The sequence below is a fragment of the Kitasatospora sp. NPDC005751 genome (genome assembly GCF_040630835.1).
GTDB lineage: Bacteria > Actinomycetota > Actinomycetes > Streptomycetales > Streptomycetaceae > Kitasatospora.
The window spans coordinates 71,120-84,192 of sequence record NZ_JBEXYC010000019.1 but is presented as its reverse complement, the minus strand read 5'-3'; the positions used below and the strand labels follow the sequence as shown (position 1 = coordinate 84,192).

The following is a 13,073-nucleotide window of genomic DNA, read 5'->3' as shown; positions in this document are numbered from 1 at the left end:
ACCCCCGCAGACACGCACAGACCCCGCAGACACACACAGAGCCGGAGCGCCATGCCGACCTTGACCACCACCACCGACCCGCCGCGCCACGACCGCGCCCGGGTGCAGCGACGGACCGTCCGGACGCTCGTCGTCGCCGAGGTGATCAGCGGCAGCGGCATCGCCACGGGCTTCGCCGTCACCAGCCTGCTGGCCGAGGACCTCGGCGGGAGCGCCACCCTCGCCGGCCTGTCGCAGACCGCGGCGACGCTCGGCGGCGCGGCCGCGGTGGGGGCGATCGCGGCGATCACCCACGTCCGGGGGCGCCGGCCCGGGCTGGCCACCGGCTACCTGGCCGCCACGGTGGGCGCGGTGGCCTGCGTGGTGGCCGCCGTGGCGCACAGCTTCCCGCTGTTCCTGGTCGGCATGGTGCTCTACGGCGCCGCCGGGGCGACCGGCCTGCAGGCCCGCTTCGCCGCCGCCGACCTGGCCGAACCGCAGCACCGGGGCCGGGCGATGTCGCTCGTGCTCACCACCACCGTGGTCGGCGCCGTGATCGGCCCCAACCTCACCGGGCCCGGCGCGGCGATCGCCGAACACCTGGGCCTGCCGCCGCTCTCCGGCACCTACCTGTTCGCGGTCGTCGGCTTCGCGATCGCGTTCACCGCGATCGCCGTCCTGCTGCGCCCCGACCCGCTGCTGCTGGCCCGCGGGCAGGACGAGGCCGGGGAACGGGAGAAGCCGCCGCCGCTGCGCACCATGCTGAAGGCGCTGCGCGGCAACCGGCCGGCCGTCCTGGCGATCCTCAGCATCGTCGCCGGACACCTGGTCATGATCGCCGTGATGTCGATGACCGGCATCCACATGCACCACGCCGGTACCGGCCTGGGCGTGATCGGCATGGTGCTCAGCGGCCACCTGGCCGGGATGTACGGCTTCTCCACCCTGTTCGGCTGGGCCGTGGACCGCTTCCGGAGCACCCCGGTGCTCTACGGGGGCACCGCCGCGATGCTGCTGTCGCTGTGGCTCTGCGGCACCGCCGACGGCGACGACGTCGTCCAGCTCTCCATCGCGCTGGCGCTGCTGGGGCTCTCCTGGTCGGCGGTGCTGGTGGCGGCCTCGGTCCTGCTCTCCGAGAGCGTGCCGGTCGCCGAACTCCCGGCCGCCCAGGGGTTCTCCGACATGGCGATGAACCTGGCCGCGGCCGCCGGCGCCGCACTGTCCGGCGTCGTCCTGGAACGCCTCGGCTTCGCCACCCTGAGCGCGCTGTCCGCGATCGTCCTGCTGCTGCCCCTGCTCGCCCACCCCGCGCTGCACCCGAAGTCCGACCGATCCGCCTGACTCCCCGGCCGCCCCGGGCCTCTCCCTGCGAACGGACCGCCACACCATGACGATCCCCACCACCGTCCACGTCACCCGGCCGGAACCCAACACCTCCACCGAGGTCCGCCCCGCCACCCGGGGCGCGGCCGTCCCGGCCACCCACACCCAGCGGGAGCGCCTGCTCTGGGGCCGGCACGTGCACCAGGTGAACAACAACATCGCGCTCGGCCTGCGCTTCGACGGGCCGCTCGACGTCGCCCTGCTGGAGCGCAGTCTGAACCTGCTGGCCGAGCGCCACGAGACCCTGCGCACCGTCTTCCCCGAGGTGGACGAGGCGGCCGGGGAGGAGCACGTGATGCTGCTGCTCCCGCCGGAGCCGCGCGCCCTACCCGTCCTGGAGGCGCCCGACGAGCCGGCGCAGACCCGCCTGCCGCGGGTGTTGGCCCTGCTCGCCGAGCACGCCAACCAGCCCTTCGACCTGGCCGCCGGACCGCTGTTCCGCCCCGTGCTCGGCCGGGTGAGCGAGAGCCTGCACGTGCTCTCGATGACCACCGACCACATCGTCTTCGACGCCTGGTCGGCCCGGATCATGATCAACGATCTGCTGACCATCTACGCCACCGAGCAGGGCGACGCCGTCCCCGCGCTCCCCGAACTCGGCGTCCAGTTCCCCGACTTCGCGCTCTGGCAGCACGGCCACCTGGACGGCGTCCAGCTGGAGCGCCAGCTCGGCTACTGGCGCAAGCAGCTCGACGGCATCACCCCGATCCCCGCCTCCGGCCTGGCCGACCCGCAGGCGCCGACCGGCGCCGAGCCGGGCGTGACCAAACTGCTCGAACCGATCGGACCGGAACTGAGCGCCACCGTCGAGGAGTTCGCCGCCCAGGAGCGGGTGACCTCGGCCGTCGTGGTCTCCGCGGCGCTCAAGGCGGCCATGTGGCGGCTGCGCCTGGAGACGGTGGGCGAGGACGCCGCCGGCGACGTGGCGACCTTCGGTTCGCTCGCCAACCGGACCCGGCCGGAGACCGACGCGATGGTCGGCTACGTGGCCACCCCGGCCACCTTCCGCACCCGCTTCACCGGCGCGACGCCGTTCGGCGAACTCGTCCGCCTGGAGGCGCAGACGCTGTTCAACGCGATGCGCCACCAGCGGATCCCGTTCTCGCTGATCAGCCGGGAACTCGCCCCCGAGCAGTACGGCATCCGCTTCCGCGAGCCCGGCAGCGTGCCGATCTACCTCAACTTCGACATGGACATGGTGGAGGACGAGCGCGAGCCGCTGCTCCAGCCCACCGGCCTCGGCGTGCAGCCGATCGGCATCCCGATGCCCGAAGTCCCGCGCGGCGGCCTGCGGGTCATCGGCTACCAGCGCAAGGACGGCATCGCGCTCGAACTCCGGTACCGCCACGACCTCTACGGCCGCGACTGGTCCACGCGCTTCGTCCGCCTGATCCACGCGTTCCTGCAGCACGGCGTGGACGCGCCCGGCACCCCGATCGAGGAGCTCCCCGCATGACCGCCACCCCCGACCTGCCCCGACTGATCGCCGTCGACCTCGACGGCACCCTGCTGCGCCCCGACTACTCGGTCGCCCCGCGGACCCGCCGCGCCGTCGCCCTGGCCCACGAGCAGGGCATCGAGACGGTCTTCGTGACCGTCCGCCACGCCGCCGCCATCGAGTACATCGTCGAGGCCCTGGACCTGACCGGCGAGGCGATCTGCTGCGGCGGCGCCGCACTCTGGCAGGTGCCGTCGATGGAGCTGACCGAGGCGTCCACGATCGACGCCGCGACCGCGCGCGAGACGGCCGCCCGGCTGAAGCGGGCGCTGCCGGACGCCAGGATCGGCTGGATGCTGGCGGACCGCCGGGTCGGCTACGCACCCGACTACCCCGAGCCGCTGCTGATCGGCGAGTCCTACCGCGCCGACCCCGAGACCATCGACGTCCCGGTGCTCAAGCTCTTCGCCGTCACACCCCGGCTGCGCGAGATCGACACCGCGGAGGTCGAGGAGATCCTCGGCGGGCTGGTCACCGTCTCCCACCACCACAGCGGTGTGGTCGACCTGGTCGCCCACGGGGTGAGCAAGATCGCCGCGCTGGAGAAGCTCTGCGCCGGGCGCGGCATCGCCCCCTCGGAGGTGATCGCCTTCGGCGACGCCCGCACCGACCTGGACATGATCCGCTGGGCCGGCCGCGGGGTGTTCATGGCGAACGCCGACCCCGCCCTGCACGCGGAGGCCGACCTGATCGCGCCCTCCAACGAGGAGGACGGCGTCGCCGTCGTCCTGGAGAACCTGCTGCGGTCGCAGCACCCGACGCTCACCGAGGTGGCCCGATGAAGGTCCAGCGCATCCTGCCCACCGAGGAGGCCGCCGACCTGCTCGACCTGGTCCGGGACCTCACCGCCAACGAACTCGCCCCGAGGGTCGCCGAGTTCGAGGCCAACCACGAGTTCCCCCGGGAGGCCGTGCGCACCCTCGGCAAGGCCGGACTGCTGAGCCTGCCCTACCCCGAGGAGTACGGCGGCGGCGGGCAGCCGTACGAGGTCTACCTCCAGGCGCTGGAGGAGGTCGCCTACCACTGGCTCGCCGTGGCCGAGTCGGTCAACGTGCACAACCTCGCCTGCTTCGGCACCGCCACCTACGGCACCCGGGCCCAGCGCGAGGAACTGCTGCCCGCCATGCTCGGCGGCGAACTCCTCGGCGCCTACTGCCTGTCCGAGCCGGAGGCCGGGTCGGACGCGGCCTCGCTCACCACCAAGGCGGTCAAGGAGGACGGCGGGTACCGGATCTCGGGGACCAAGTCCTGGGTCACCCACGCCGGTTACGCGGACTTCTACAACGTGTTCAGCCGGACCGGCGGGCCGGGCGCCCGCGGCCTCTCCTGCCTGGTGGTGCCCGGCGGCACACCCGGCATGGTGGTGCACGAGCGGGAGAAGAAGCTCGGCGTCTGGTCCTCCCCCACCGCCCAGATCGGCTTCGACTCCGTCCAGGTCCCCGCGGACCGGCTGATCGGCCGCGAGGGCAAGGGCTTCCTGATCGCGATGGGCGCGCTGGACTGCGGCCGGCTCGGCATCGCCGCCTGCGCGGTCGGCCTCGCCCAGGCCGCCGTCGACTACGCGGTGCGGTACGCCAAGGAGCGCCGGCAGTTCGGCGAGCGGATCATCTCCTTCCAGGGCATCGGCTTCATGCTGGCCGACATGGCCACCCAGGTCGCCGCCGCGCGGGCGCTCACCCTGGCGGCCGCCCGCCTCAAGGACGCCGGCCTGCCCTACTCGCTGGAGGCGGCCAAGGCGAAGCTCTTCGCCACCGACATGGCGATGAAGGTGACCACCGACGCCGTCCAGGTGCTCGGCGGCGCGGGCTACGTGGCCGACCACCCGGTGGAGCGCTGGATGCGTGAGGCCAAGCTGCTGCAGATCGTCGAGGGGACCAACCAGATCCAGCGGCTGGTCATCGCCCAGGGCCTGGCCTGACACCGCGGTGTGGTGCGCCCGGCCGGGCCGGTCGGGCGCACCACACCGTCACGCTCTCCCGTGCGGGCCCGGACTCCCGACAGCGCCGCGGGACGCTCCGGCGCACCCCGGTGCTACGCGCCGGGGTGCGCCGGCAGGGCGAGCCAGCGCGACCAGGAGATCTCGCGGCCGACGAAGCGCGGCCGCCCGAACGGCCAGTCGGCGGCGATCCACTCCGGTACCAGCGCGTCCAGCGCCCGCTCGACCCCGCTGCCCACCAGCTCGTCCACCACCCACCAGGAGATCTCGGCGTCCGCGCCGGCCCGCTCCGGCGGGTCGATGTAGACGCAGCCCAGCAGGGCCGTCTCCGCCGTGTCGAACAGCGCGTAGTTGAAGGACTGGTGTGCGGCGATCTCCTTCTCGTGCCGCAACAGGTCGGCCTGATCGGCCTCGTAGGTCATCGTGGCCGCGGGCCAGCCCCAGGCCGGACCGAAGAGGGTCCACAGTCGCTCGCGCGAGCCCATCACCGCCGGATAGTCCAGCGGGGTGTCCGCCTCCCGGATCGGCCGCAGATGATGACCGCCACCCGGCAGCGGCACCAGGACGGGGTGGACGAAGTCGTCGGGAAGCCAGTTCATGGCGCCCGACCGTAGCACCGCGCGGGCATCCGGGCTGCTGGATTTCCCCCGCACCCCCGCCCGGTGGTCACCGCCGGGTCCAGGCCCGGCACGCCATCTCGTGCCAGGTCGTGCGCACGGCCGCGCCGCCCGGCGTGAAGTGCTGGCTGGACCAGGTCCGACAGCACCCGCCCGTCACGCGCGGCCGGGCCGGTGCCGCCGGCCTCGCCACGCGGACCGGGGCGGCCGGGGAGGCCGGGGAGGCCGGACGGCGCCGGCGTAGTGGACCACTGGTCGAAGGAGTCGTCATGCCGCAGGCTCTGCCCACGTCGCCGGGGCACCGAACCCCGCCGCCACTCGAACGGCCCAGCCCAAACCGCCCCCAGGCGTACGCTGCGCCGCACCGGACAACCGGAGGCCGGGCGGGCGTGCCCGCCCGGGGGCGCCCGGCGTCGACGGCCGGGGACCGACGGATAATGGCCTGGCCGCAGGCCGCCCGCGCCGGTGGCAGTGACCGACGGAGAGGCGGAGAACGGATGACCCTGGACGAGGGCCGACGCGTGAGGTTGGCCGAGGACCTGGCGATCGGCGAGGCGGTCGCCGGGGAACCCGGGGCCGCCGTCGGGTTCCTCTCGCTGGGGGCCGGGGCGGAGGGCACCGTGGAGTGGGTGGACGGGGAGCTCCCGGAGAGCACGGAGGTCCGCGAGTACCAGCGGCTCAAGGCACTGTTCGAGGACTACGGACACACCATGCCGGCGGCGAGCCGGGAGCGGCTGGAGACGGAGATCGCCGCGCTGGAGCCGGCGTGGGCCGCGTACCGGGAGCGGGGGCGGCGGGTGACGGTCCGGGTCCGGCTGGACAGCGGCTTCGTCCTCGACGGGCTGCACCAGGACGTCCTCACCCCGCTGTGACGCAGGGCGTCCCGGTGCGACGGCGGCGGCCGGGGTTCCCCTCGGCGGACGGAGAAGCCCGTCGGCCGGGGTTCCCCTCGGCGGACGGAGAAGCCCGGTAACGGGACGGCCGGTGGCACCGGTGCCCCGTCCGGTCGGCAAGGGCCGGTCTCCCGCGGGCAGCGGAGGAGCCGGGGCCGGCTCCGGCCCGCACCACCCGTACGCTGGTGGCCGGTCCCCTCGCGTCGACGAGCGCGAGGGGGCCGACCATCTTCGCGGGCCGTCCACGGCCAGGGGCCGCCGGGGCGGGGCGGGCGGAGCCGGGGCGGCATACGATCGGCGGATGTCGGAACGCAACGATCCCTCGTCATCGGCTCTGTCGGCTTCGGTGGCCGCAGCGGCCTCGTCCGTGTCGTCCTCGCCCTCGTGGTCCCGGTGGTCCGAGGACTCCACCCTCTCGATCGGCTCGGTGGCCTCGGTGCTGTCGATCGGTTCGGTCGGCTCGGTGCTCTCGGTGGGGTCGGTCGGCAGCGTGCTGTCGATCGGCTCCGCCGGTTCGGCCCTGTCCGTGCTGTCCGCCGGGTCGTGGCTCTCCCTCGGGTCACTGCTGTCCGCCAACTCGCGCTGGTCGGTGCTGTCCTGGCGCTCCCGCCACGGGCTGATGGCCGCCGGTGCGGTGGCCGTCGCCGCGGGCGCCGCGCTCGTCGGCGGTCCGCGGCCGCGGCGCGCCCGGTAGTGGCCGGCCCGCGCCCGACGCGCGCTTCGCTGCGGCGGCTGATACGGAACCCGGCGTTCTGGTTCGTCGCCGTGCTCGCCGTGATGTGGCCGGTCCTGCGGCTGCTGCCGCCCGAGCGGGTGCTGGCACTGCGGGAGTGGGCGTCGACCAACCTCGACAACCTGCGCCTCTGGCCGTCGGGGCACCCCGTGGAAGCCCTGACGGTGTCCGTGTTCGTACCGCAGAGCACCCTCTGGGTGTGGCCGGTCTTCGCGCTGTCCGTGTTCGCCGTGGTGTCGGCACTCGGCGCCCGCCGCGCGGTGGCGGGTCTGGCCCTGGCCCACCTGACCGCGACCGGGCTGACGGAGGCGCTGGTGTGGTGGCGCATCGAGCACGGCGAACTGCCCGCCGCCGAGGCGCACGTGCTGGACACCGGCCCGTCCTACGTGGTGGTCGCCGCGCTGGCGGTGGCGATCGTAGTGGCCCGTCCGGCGTGGTCGCGGGCGGTGTGGCTGGTGATGCTGGCGGTGGCCGCACCGGACCTGCTGTCCGGGCTCGGGGACGGCGAGGTGTCCGCGGTGGGCCATGTGCTCGCCTTCGCCGCCGGCCTGGCCATCGCGGGCGCCCACCGGCTCGGCCTGCCACCCGTGGCCCGCCGGGCCCGTCCGGGCGCGGCGCCGGCGCCGTCCGGAGGCCCTCGTCGCTGAGGCGCCGCCGCTCCCGGTGGAGGCCCCTCGACGGGCCGGCCGCCGCAGGTCGTCCCACGCGCGGGGGCGCCGGGCCGGGGACACCGGGAGCCCGTGCCCGCGGGACGGGATCGTCTGCCGTCAGAACGCGGTGCGATCGACGCTGCGGGGGTCGTCGGCCGCCGTGTGGCCGTCGTAGAGGCCGGTGCGGGCGAGGCGGCGCCAGGGGCGGACGAGGTGCAGGGCGGTGTGGATGTCGGGCTCGGTGCTGTCGAGGTCGAGGTCGGCGATGGCGAGGCCGGGCCGGCCGTCGCCGGGGCAGCGCGCGAGCCAGCGGCCGCCCGGGGCGACCAGGCCGGCGGGGACGGTGGCGCTGTACTGGGCGGGCAGGGCGTAACCGAGCCAGTAGGAGTGGAGGTTTGCGTAGGCCTGGGCGAGGGTGGCGCGGGCGGCGTCGTCGACCATGACGGAGAGCAGGACGCAGTCGACGTCCAGGGCCTCGTACTCGGCGAACAGGGCGGGGAAGTTCGCCTCGATGCACAGGGCGGTTCCGAAGCGGATGCCGTCCACGTCGAAGACGAGCGGGTCGGTGCCCGGGGTGTAGAGGTGGGAGAGCTCCGTGTGCGAGAGGAAACGCTTGTCGTAACGGGCGCTGAGGCGGCCCTGGTCCGAGACCACGTAGAGGCTGTTGTGCGGGCGGCCGGGGGCGGTGAGGGGGTGGATCGAGCCGAACACCGTCCACAGGGCCAGCTCCCCCGCGAGCCCGGCGACCGCCTCCGCCTCCTCGCGCAGGACGTCCCAGGCGGCTCCCTCCCAGTTCGCCGGGCCGAGGCCTCCCTCCGGGCGGCCGGCGACCACGTGCTTGTCCGGGTAGACGAGCGAGCCCTCCGGGAACTGCACCAACCGGACGCCCGCACCCGCCGCCTGACGCATCAGCGCCCGCATCTGCCGCCCGGCGCCCCGGATCGCCTCCCCGTCCCGCGGGTCCTCCGGGACCGTGCTCTGCGCCACCGCCAACCGCAATGTCCTCGCCATCGGGCGACGATACAACGCCACGCTCGCCGGCCCTGGGGAACGGCCGCGGACGGGCCGCCGATGACCGGATCCCGCGCGAGCGGATCAGGCCACCGACCGGCCCACGTCCCGCGCCCCGGCCCGTGCGGACGAGCCGCGGCCCCGCCCTCCGGGTGCCGCGGCTCGCCGTTCCGGACCGGGGAGGTCAGCGGGCGAACTTCTGCCGGGCGGCCGGGGTCACCGGGGTGAAGAAGTTCACCAGGTTGCCGTCGGGGTCGCGGAGGAGGAGCGAGCGGTTGCCCCAGGGCATGGTGGTGGGCTCGTTGACGAAGTCCTCCACGACGCCGGTCAGGTCGCGGTGCACGCGGTCGACGTCGTCGACGAGGAACTCGATGACGACGCTGCGGTTCGCGCCCGGCTCGGCCGAGCCGGGCGCGAAGAGCGGGACGGTGCGGGTGCTGCCGATGGCGAGCGCGGCCGTGGCGGTGGTGAGTTCGGCGAAGTCTTCGTTGGCCCACTGCGCCGTCACGCCGGTGGCGCGCTCGTAGAAGCCGACCAGTCGTGCGACGTCGGCCGTGATGACGCGGATCGAGACGAGGTTCACGGGTGTTTCTCCTGGGGTACGTCGTGCTGTCGACCACACGTTATGGCCGATACCGGACAGAATCGGCCCGGTATCGGCGAGTGGATTCCGGGCAGGCCGCGATCCGGTCACCCGCTGCTCGAACCCCATCGGCGGAGGGAACGGCCCGGGCCCTCGGTGCGGCGGCAACCCGCCTGCCGGGGGCCGGAGTTACGGCCTTCGCGAGGCGTAGCGGACCGGTGACGTACCGACCGTGGCCGTGAAATCGCGGGTGAGGTGGGCCTGATCGGCGTAGCCGAGGTCGGCGGCGAGCGCCGCCCAGTCGATGTCGGTACCGCGGTCGGCTCGCTCGGCGGCCTCGTGCAGGCGGGCCCGGCGCAGCACCCACTTCGGGGTGGCCCCGACGTACTCGGCGAACAGCCGCTGCAGGCGGCGCACGGTGATGCCGAACTCCTCGGCCAGTTGGTCGACCCGGCGCAGGTCGGTGGTGCCGGCGATCCGCTCGACCATCGCGGCGACCTGCTCGGCCACCGGGTCGGGCGCGGGCGTCCGGGCGAGCAGGAAGGAGTCCACCCGGGCGGCGAGGGCGTCGAGGTCCCCGGCACCGCGGAGCACCTCGTCGTTGAGCCGGTCCGCCCCGGGGCCGAAGACCTCGGCGGCCGGGACGATCCGGTCGGTCAGGTCGGCCACCGGGCGGTCGGTGAACGGGCGGAAGCCGCCGGGGCGGAACTTGGCTCCGAGGACGTGGCCGGTCCCCTCCAACCTGCGGACGAAGAGGGACTTGCCGACCCCGTGGACGTGGGCCGCCGGCGCCTCCAGGACGAGGTGGACGCTGGGGTGGACGAGCACCTTCTGCTCGTGGGCGGGCAGGCCGTCACGGTTCCAGCGCACCAGCCAGTAGAACTCGACGAAACGCGCCAGCTCCGGGGCGGGCTCGTACCGGATCAGGCTGATCGCGGCCGCGGCCCGGTCGGGATGGAGCACTCCGCGTCCGAGGTCCGGGAAGGTCATGCCGCCAGGCTAGCCGTCGCGTTTGTTCAAGACTGCGCCCGGCCCCCGGGGCGAGGATCGGCACATGAACGGTCACGCACTCCACCCCCTCATGTCCCGCGCCGCAGCGGAGGCCGCGCGCATCGCCCGCGGTGTCCGACCGGAGCACCTGGACGGGCCGACGCCCTGCACCGCGTTCGACACCAGGACCCTGGTCAACCACTGGGTGCTGTACACCTCCCACGGCCTCGAACGCCGGGCACGCCGGGAGCCGCTGCCGGAGGAACTGGTGGCGCGCGACTTCACCGCCGACCCCGATTGGGCGCTCGCCTACGCGGACCAGCTCGACCGTGCCGTGGCGGCCTGGTCGGACCCGGCCGCCTGGGAGGGGGAGATCGATCTGGGCGGGATGTCGGTGTCGGCGGCATCGGTCGCCCGGATGGTGGTCAAGGAGATGGTGCTCCACGGCTGGGACGTCGCCCGGGCCACCGGCCGGCAGGCGGACGTCGACGACGATCTGGCCCGTCTGGTTCTCACGGTGGTCGAGGAGAACGCCGAGATCTACCGCCAGTACGGCGGCTTCGCCGAGGCGGTGCCGGTGGCCGCCACCGCCTCGTCCCTCGACCGCGCCCTCGCCGCCTCCGGCCGCGACCCGGGCTGGGAGCGTGCCACGGGCTGAGTTCCCGACCGCCGCCGTCGGTCCGGCGGCCGAACCGACGGAGGGCGAACCGAAGGAGGGCGAACCGACGGCGGCGCAGCGGCCCTCGCGCGGCCACGAGCGGCGTGAGCCACCGGCAGCCGACCGGACGGTGCCGCCCGGAGGTCGTGTTCCACCGCGGCTGAGACCCGCAGCCGAGACCCGCGGCTGAGCCACGGGGCGGAGGCCCGAGGCCGTGGTGCGCTCCTGGCCCGGGCCGGACGCCCGGGCCAGGGGCCGCTAGGCGAGCCGCCCGCCCGCGTTGCGGATCAGTCGCCGGAGCACCTTCACGGCGGTGACGTAGTCCGCGTCGTCGATGCCTTCGTGGAGCGCGGCGCGGATCGCGGGGGCGTTGCGCGCCAGGTCCACGCGGGCCCGCTCCCCCTCCTCGGTGAGCCGGAGCCGGTCCCCGGTGTCCCGGCTCAGCCAGCCGCGCTCCAGGAGCACCGCGGCCTCCGCCGCCAGGTCGTCCTCGGGCCGGAGGTACGAGGCCATCGCCTCCCGCAGCTCGGACAGCGTCATGCCCGCGCCGTCGGGCGAGATGTCGTTCACCGACAGATTGCGCAGCAGCCAGAACTGCGGCTGCGTGTAGCCCTTCTCGGCCTGCCGGGCCCGGGTGAACGCGATGAGCGACTCGTAGGCGACACCGGTCCAGTACGCGGCGGGCTGGCCGGCGAGCTCGACGTCGGACATCTGCTGGGTCGTCATGGGGTGTCCCCTCGTGGTGCTCAGGTGGAATCCGCGGGCCCGGCACCTGCCGGGCGGGTCATACGAAGACCGTAGAACCTCAAGTCCGGTTGAAGGCAAGCCGTCCCGAGCCGGTCGGACAGAGCCACTCTCGACGCCGCCGGTCCGGATCCGTCGTCACCGAGGGCGCACCGCAAGGAGATCTCTATGCAGAACAAGTTTGTTGTGCAAACCTGTCTGCATGACAACTCATCCTGGCCCGGCCGCGGGCGACCCTCGCCATCTCCTGACGATGCAAAGGGACTTGGTCCGCCGCGTCCGCCGTGAGCAGCGCGGAGCCTGGTTCCCGCTCCTGGTCTTCGCCGTGGTGCGGTTCGGCGCTGCGCCGGTGGTCCGCTTCGGCCAGGGCGACAACGTCCGGCTGGCGATCTGGTACTACCCGGTGGCGTTGGGGCTGGCGTTCGCCCTGATCGGCTGGTTCTACCTGCGCCGTTCCGCCCGGCTCGGTGTGGGCACCCGGGTCGGTCCCTACCTGGCCGTCGGCCTCGTCCTGGCCGTGCTCACCACGGGTTACCAGGTGTGGGCGGCGCTGGGGACGGCGCCCTACCCCCACTTCCGCGAACCGACGTTCCTCTACACGCTCTACAACGCGGTGGAGAGCCCGGCCGGATCGATCGGCTTGGCGCTGCTGCTGCTCGCCCGGATCGAACGCAGCTGGCTGCTCCTCGCCATCACCTGCGCCTACCTGGCCCTGCTGCTCGATTTCGACAACCGCCCCGCCGCCTCCGCGTGGGGCGGCTGGGACCTCCTGCTCTCGGGGGGCGTGCTGCTGCTCGGCAGTGCCGTCCTCGCCCTGCGGCAGCGGTTCCAGAGCCGGTCAGCCGGATGAGCGAGCATCCCACCAGCAGCCTCGACGACGTCGTGCACCAACGGGTGCGCCTGGGCATCCTCGCGGTGGCCAAGGAAGCCCGGCGGGTGGAGTTCACCTTCCTGCGCGACACGCTCGGTCTCACCGCCGGCAACCTCTCCCAGCACCTCGGTGTCCTGGAGAAGGCGGGCCTGGTCACGATCGACAAGGGCTACGAGGGCAGACGCGCCCGCACCTGGATCCATCTCACCAAGGCGGGCAAGCAGGCGCTGCACGACGAGGTCACGGCGCTCAAGGCGCTGATCCGGCAACTCGAAGGACCAGCGGCGCTTCCGGGGCCCGAGGAGCATGACGGACACGACGTGCAGGCCCGTCCGGCGGAGGACGGCACTCCGTAGCGACGGCACGAGGCCCTGCCGCGCGCTGTGAGCCGGGTGGCCACCCGCTCTCCCCGGCCCGGTCGGCGCGACAGGCCACGGCCGGGCGCCCCGACCAACGGGCCCGGATGGGGGGTGTTGCAGATGCCGTAGCGGCATGTGGTGTCGTCGAGGGCACCACAGCACGAAAGG

15 protein-coding genes are annotated in these 13,073 nt (G+C 73.9%); 10 read left to right on the top strand and 5 right to left on the bottom strand.

Features of this window, described 5'->3' with window-relative positions; translation table 11 throughout:
• The first annotated feature begins 51 nt into the window (after nucleotides 1-51).
• From ABZ497_RS19340 to ABZ497_RS19325, 4 genes are read left to right on the top strand one after another with little or no spacing between them, the layout of a single operon-like run.
• The gene (locus tag ABZ497_RS19340) at nucleotides 52-1,320 is read left to right on the top strand and encodes an MFS transporter (protein ID WP_359806723.1); all 1,269 of its coding nucleotides are present in this window, start codon (nucleotides 52-54) and stop codon (nucleotides 1,318-1,320) included.
• A gap of 46 nt (nucleotides 1,321-1,366) precedes the next feature.
• Nucleotides 1,367-2,818, top strand: a complete 1,452-nt coding sequence (locus ABZ497_RS19335; protein ID WP_329485258.1) for a condensation domain-containing protein — start codon at nucleotides 1,367-1,369, stop codon at nucleotides 2,816-2,818.
• Nucleotides 2,815-3,642 (top strand): HAD family hydrolase, encoded by an 828-nt coding sequence (locus ABZ497_RS19330; RefSeq protein ID WP_352292765.1) that lies wholly within the window; start codon nucleotides 2,815-2,817, stop codon nucleotides 3,640-3,642. Before ABZ497_RS19335 ends, ABZ497_RS19330 begins: the two co-directional genes overlap by 4 nt.
• Complete coding sequence (locus tag ABZ497_RS19325) at nucleotides 3,639-4,778, top strand: acyl-CoA dehydrogenase family protein (protein WP_359806720.1); 1,140 nt, start codon at nucleotides 3,639-3,641, stop codon at nucleotides 4,776-4,778. The genes ABZ497_RS19330 and ABZ497_RS19325 overlap by 4 nt, the downstream gene beginning before the upstream one ends.
• 113 nt (nucleotides 4,779-4,891) lie before the next feature.
• Here the strand turns inward: ABZ497_RS19325 and ABZ497_RS19320 are convergent, their stop codons facing one another.
• The gene (locus ABZ497_RS19320) at nucleotides 4,892-5,395 is read right to left on the bottom strand and encodes a GNAT family N-acetyltransferase (protein WP_359806717.1); all 504 of its coding nucleotides are present in this window, start codon (nucleotides 5,393-5,395) and stop codon (nucleotides 4,892-4,894) included.
• Between the two features lie 515 nt (nucleotides 5,396-5,910).
• Here ABZ497_RS19320 and ABZ497_RS19315 point away from each other — a divergent pair.
• From ABZ497_RS19315 to ABZ497_RS19305, 3 genes are all read left to right on the top strand, one after another.
• The gene (locus ABZ497_RS19315; protein ID WP_359806715.1) at nucleotides 5,911-6,285 is read left to right on the top strand and encodes a hypothetical protein; all 375 of its coding nucleotides are present in this window, start codon (nucleotides 5,911-5,913) and stop codon (nucleotides 6,283-6,285) included.
• 322 nt (nucleotides 6,286-6,607) lie between these two features.
• A complete protein-coding gene (locus tag ABZ497_RS19310) occupies nucleotides 6,608-7,000 on the top strand; it encodes a hypothetical protein (protein ID WP_359806713.1) in 393 nt (130 codons plus the stop codon).
• On the top strand, nucleotides 7,000-7,686 hold the full coding sequence (locus ABZ497_RS19305; RefSeq protein WP_359806710.1) for a rhomboid-like protein: 687 nt from the start codon (nucleotides 7,000-7,002) through the stop codon (nucleotides 7,684-7,686). Before ABZ497_RS19310 ends, ABZ497_RS19305 begins: the two co-directional genes overlap by 1 nt.
• Before the next feature lie 120 nt (nucleotides 7,687-7,806).
• Here ABZ497_RS19305 and ABZ497_RS19300 read toward each other — a convergent pair whose 3' ends face one another.
• From ABZ497_RS19300 to ABZ497_RS19290, 3 genes are all read right to left on the bottom strand, one after another.
• Entirely contained in the window at nucleotides 7,807-8,700 is an 894-nt protein-coding gene (locus ABZ497_RS19300; RefSeq protein WP_359806708.1) for a carbon-nitrogen hydrolase family protein, read from the bottom strand.
• 184 nt (nucleotides 8,701-8,884) lie between these two features.
• The gene (locus ABZ497_RS19295) at nucleotides 8,885-9,283 is read right to left on the bottom strand and encodes a VOC family protein (protein WP_352292756.1); all 399 of its coding nucleotides are present in this window, start codon (nucleotides 9,281-9,283) and stop codon (nucleotides 8,885-8,887) included.
• A gap of 189 nt (nucleotides 9,284-9,472) precedes the next feature.
• Nucleotides 9,473-10,273 carry a helix-turn-helix domain-containing protein gene (locus tag ABZ497_RS19290; RefSeq protein WP_359806705.1) on the bottom strand — a complete coding sequence of 267 codons (801 nt, stop codon included), beginning with the start codon at nucleotides 10,271-10,273 and terminating at the stop codon, nucleotides 9,473-9,475.
• A gap of 64 nt (nucleotides 10,274-10,337) precedes the next feature.
• Here ABZ497_RS19290 and ABZ497_RS19285 point away from each other — a divergent pair, with 64 nt between their 5' ends.
• Nucleotides 10,338-10,931 carry a TIGR03086 family metal-binding protein gene (locus tag ABZ497_RS19285; RefSeq protein WP_359806703.1) on the top strand — a complete coding sequence of 198 codons (594 nt, stop codon included), beginning with the start codon at nucleotides 10,338-10,340 and terminating at the stop codon, nucleotides 10,929-10,931.
• A 258-nt stretch (nucleotides 10,932-11,189) separates the two neighbouring features.
• On the opposite strand, the gene ABZ497_RS19280 is transcribed toward ABZ497_RS19285, so the two are convergent.
• On the bottom strand, nucleotides 11,190-11,657 hold the full coding sequence (locus ABZ497_RS19280; protein WP_359806700.1) for a MarR family winged helix-turn-helix transcriptional regulator: 468 nt from the start codon (nucleotides 11,655-11,657) through the stop codon (nucleotides 11,190-11,192).
• Between the two features lie 271 nt (nucleotides 11,658-11,928).
• Here ABZ497_RS19280 and ABZ497_RS19275 point away from each other — a divergent pair, with 271 nt between their 5' ends.
• A complete protein-coding gene (locus ABZ497_RS19275) occupies nucleotides 11,929-12,525 on the top strand; it encodes a hypothetical protein (RefSeq protein ID WP_359806698.1) in 597 nt (198 codons plus the stop codon).
• A complete protein-coding gene (locus ABZ497_RS19270; RefSeq protein ID WP_359806696.1) occupies nucleotides 12,522-12,902 on the top strand; it encodes a transcriptional regulator in 381 nt (126 codons plus the stop codon). Before ABZ497_RS19275 ends, ABZ497_RS19270 begins: the two co-directional genes overlap by 4 nt.
• Nucleotides 12,903-13,073: the final 171 nt, after the last annotated feature.